The following is a 3696-nucleotide window of genomic DNA, read 5'->3' on the forward strand; positions in this document are numbered from 1 at the left end:
AAGATACATTAGAAGTTAGCGAGGTGAGAGCTTTTAGCGTCGAAACTTTACCTCTAGGCAATCTCAGTCACGACAATGATCGCCAACTAGAAGATTATCTCAGGGGTGCCACTGTAGTGGCTTGATGTCGAGGGAAAGATAGTGGAGTTAGAATGTTTGGTTAAAGGCAAGTGAGATAACATTTAGGGGAAATCAACACAATGACCGAAGATATCGCGACTCCCAGCAAAATATGGATTATTACGGGTGATGATCTTCAAAAAACGCCCACCGGCGCTAGAAGTAGCCGTGATACCGGGGGAAGGCTTGAAGGAAAGGAAAAATCGCCCGAAGTTGCGGCCACCGAAAGAAGTCAAGTGGATGTGTCCAAACTGAAGCTAGAAATGCAGGGCTTTCTCAAAGCGATGCGGGAAATGCTCAATGAAGCCGATCCTCCAGGCGCTAAAATCCGGCTCGATGAAGTGGAACTGTCTGTAGAAATTAATGGGGAAGGACAAGTTAGCCTGTTTGGGATCGGGGGCAAAGCAGGAGGGAAAGGAGCGATGACATTTAAGTTCAAGAGAAAAGATGGCTAAAAACTGGGTGATAGCGATCGGCATCAACGAGTATGACAACCTCAAGCCACTGAAATACGCCAAGAAAGACGCGGAAGCGATCAAAGCTTGGTGTGAAGGGGAGGGAGGATTCGATCACAGTGGGATATTTCTCTTTACCGAAGATTCTCCACCCATTCCTGCTAGTCCCCCCATTCCCACGCAGCCAACCTACGGTCGTCTCAAGCGGTTTCTTCAGAAGCAGTTCGAGACTCCCCTGCTTAAGTCTGGAGACAATCTCTGGTTTTTCTTTGCTGGTCATGGCAGGCGCTATCAAGACAAAGACTATCTGATGCTGCCAGATAGTGATCCGGGCAATGTAAGAGAAACGGCTGTATCGGTGGATTATGTCACCGAGCGGCTGCGGCGGTCTGGGGCGGATAACGTCGTACTATTGTTAGATGCCTGTCGAGATGAGGACAGCCGAGGCGGTCTGGGCATTGGAGAAGAGGAGCATCAGGGAGTCATAACCTTTTATTCCTGTACTGCCAATCAGCAATCTTGGGAGATCGATGAGTTGCAACAAGGCTCATTTACTCATGGGCTGCTGGAAGGATTGCGGCGGCGAGGAGAAGCCAATTGTGCTACGGTCGAGCGTTTAGACGAATATCTGCGCCGTCAAGTCGAGCAAACTAACGCTAGATATGGGAAACCGAGACAGAATCCCTATCTAAAAGCAGAACCGCCCCACAAGCTCTATTTTATTTTGTTAGAACAAGTTGCCACGCTTAGGGACGTGCAACCCCTAAAGTATCAAGCTTCCTTAGCAGAAAATAGGGGCGACCTTGACTTAGCTGAACAGTTATGGATTCGTGTCTTAGGAGCATCTCGTGGCGATTTAGATGCGATCGAAGCTATCAAGCGCATCGCTCTAAGACAGTCTTCGATTCTTTTTACGCGTCGCGAATACGTCACGGGGTCCGAGGGAAATAGGTCATCGACCCCTAAACCTTCTCAAGAAATTGGACTCAAGGTATTTAACTTTGAGGTGGTGCGAGTAAATGCGAAGGGTGAGCAAATCAAAAAAGAGTCGAAGCAGTCCCAATATTTCGCCCAAGATTTGGGCAACGGCATCACCCTAGAAATGGTCGCCATCCCGGGGGGTACATTCACGATGGGAACAGAAGACGAGGAAATCGAAAGACTGGTAAAAAAATTTGGTTGGGAAGGATTTAGAAAGGAAAGACCACAACATGAAGTAACTGTCCCACCCTTCTTTATAGGTAAATATCCCATCACCCAGGCCCAGTGGAAAGCGATCGCCTCTCGTACCGATTTAAAAGTTAAACAAGACCTTGATCTCAACCCGGCCCATTTTAAAGACCGTCCCGATAGCGATCGCCGGCCCGTGGAAAAAGTCAACTGGGACCATGCGATCGAGTTCTGTGCAAGATTATCAAAGCTGACCGGAAGGGAATACCGACTACCGAGTGAGGCGGAATGGGAGTACGCTTGTCGTGCTGGAACCACCACCCCATTTTACTTTGGGGAAACCATTACCGGGGAATTGGCCAACTACAAGTCCGGCGAAACCTACGCCGATGAACCGAACGGAGAATATCGACGACAAACGACTCCTGTGGGACAATTTCCCCCCAATGCCTTTGGACTGTACGATATGCACGGCAATGTCTGGGAATGGTGCGCCGATACTTGGCATGATAATTATCATGGTGCGCCGACGGATGGCAGTGTCTGGACAGAAAATGGGGATGATAATTGTTCTTCTCTGCGGGGCGGTTCTTGGTCCTTCAATCCTGCCTGCCGTTCCGCTTACCGCTTCGACCTCCCCCGCCGCGTCTACTACTACGAATTCGGTTTTCGGGTGGTGTGCGGGGCTGGGAGGACTCTGTAACCCTTTTTCCCTTTTTTTCCCTTTTTACCCTTATTCCCTATTTTTTCTTTTTTCTTTTCTTTCCCGCCCTTAGGCGGGTCGATTTTTTTGAGAAAATGGCGTTAATGTTAAATTTTATTAAGGCAATGAAAGAATTATCGGTTATCAGTTGGGAAGGTGGTGTTATATTATGGGCAGTAAAGTTGCTCAAAAAGCTGGTCAGTTTGCTATTAGAATAGTAAACGCTGATAAATATCTCAGCCCAGAAAAGAAAGAAGTTATCCTGTTATAATAAAGTTAATTGATAAGTAGGTAGGCGTTAAAAATTATCAGATGCCCCCTTATCAAGGGGGATCCCCCCGCCTACCGGCACCCCCCTTATCAAGGGGGATCCCCCCGCCTACCGGCACCCCCCTTATCAAGGGGGGCAGGGGGGATCGAACCTAAAGTCCATTTTTCATTTAATTATAACCAGCTACTTATTTGCTTAATTTAAGTTATGAACTTCAATCTTTATCTGGAAGATGAATTAAGTCAGCAACTACAGGCTTTATCTCACTCTACAGGCAAATCCCAGAATGCTTTGATTCGAGAAGCAATACAGCTTTTAATTACCACAAAAGAACAGTCTCAATGGTCGTCAACTATCCTTAATTTTCAAGGTATAAGTGATGGTATTATTTTTGAAGCTTATAGAGAGGAACTTTCCCCACCTAGAGAAGATGAGGTGATTTAGTGCTGGTTTTGCTCGATACTTGTACGATTAGTGATTTTGTCAAAGGTGATAGCAACACTCTAGGGCAGATCAAAAATCATACTAAATCTGGTTATTGAAAACTGATTATTTATTCCCCCTTTTGTCTTTTGCATGAGTAGAAAACGGGTTTCTCGGAGAAACCCGTTTTCTGTGCATTACTCAACGGATTTAAAAATTAGGCAAAACCCCACACCCTGCCCCCACAAGAAACTTTTTGCCGCAAACCCTAAATATTGGCTTTCTCTCTTTAACGGCTGATTCCGCGAAGTTGCTCCAGAAGTTGATCAAGAATGTCTTCCATCTCTTCCGGGCTTCTGCCCATCCTGACCGGTCCGCGCAGAAACTCTTTAACCGTTATCTTTTTATCGCGAAAGTCACGGACAAAATTATAGATTTTTTCGGTGGATTGAACTTGTAATTTCATCTCCTCTAGCATTTGCTCAATCGGGTCGATGCCATCCTTCTCACAAGCGCGACTGGCCCTCACCATCTCGCCTTCCGGGGTATTTCGC

Annotated in this window: 3 protein-coding genes and 3 pseudogenes; 5 read left to right on the forward strand and 1 reads right to left on the reverse strand. The window is 46.7% G+C overall.

The window, feature by feature from the left end; translation table 11 throughout:
• From PX484_RS17795 to PX484_RS17810, 5 genes and pseudogenes are all read left to right on the forward strand, one after another.
• Positions 1-125 (forward strand): annotated as a pseudogene (locus tag PX484_RS17795) (NUDIX hydrolase); the annotation flags it as partial.
• 75 nt (positions 126-200) lie between these two features.
• Positions 201-575 carry a Pepco domain-containing protein gene (locus PX484_RS17800; protein ID WP_287767726.1) on the forward strand — a complete coding sequence of 125 codons (375 nt, stop codon included), beginning with the start codon at positions 201-203 and terminating at the stop codon, positions 573-575.
• Positions 568-1278, forward strand: a pseudogene (locus tag PX484_RS26090) (caspase family protein); the annotation flags it as partial. The gene PX484_RS17800 and the pseudogene PX484_RS26090, both read left to right, overlap by 8 nt.
• Positions 1279-1401: 123 nt before the next feature.
• Complete coding sequence (locus PX484_RS26095; RefSeq protein ID WP_409786561.1) at positions 1402-2448, forward strand: formylglycine-generating enzyme family protein; 1047 nt, start codon at positions 1402-1404, stop codon at positions 2446-2448.
• A gap of 478 nt (positions 2449-2926) precedes the next feature.
• On the forward strand, positions 2927-3163 hold the full coding sequence (locus PX484_RS17810) for a ribbon-helix-helix protein, CopG family (protein WP_287767723.1): 237 nt from the start codon (positions 2927-2929) through the stop codon (positions 3161-3163).
• A 268-nt stretch (positions 3164-3431) separates the two neighbouring features.
• Here PX484_RS17810 and PX484_RS17815 read toward each other — a convergent pair.
• A pseudogene (locus tag PX484_RS17815) lies at positions 3432-3696 on the reverse strand (molecular chaperone DnaJ); the annotation flags it as partial.

Source organism: Microcystis sp. M49636_WE2 (assembly GCF_030065375.1).
Classification (GTDB): domain Bacteria; phylum Cyanobacteriota; class Cyanobacteriia; order Cyanobacteriales; family Microcystaceae; genus Microcystis; species Microcystis aeruginosa_C.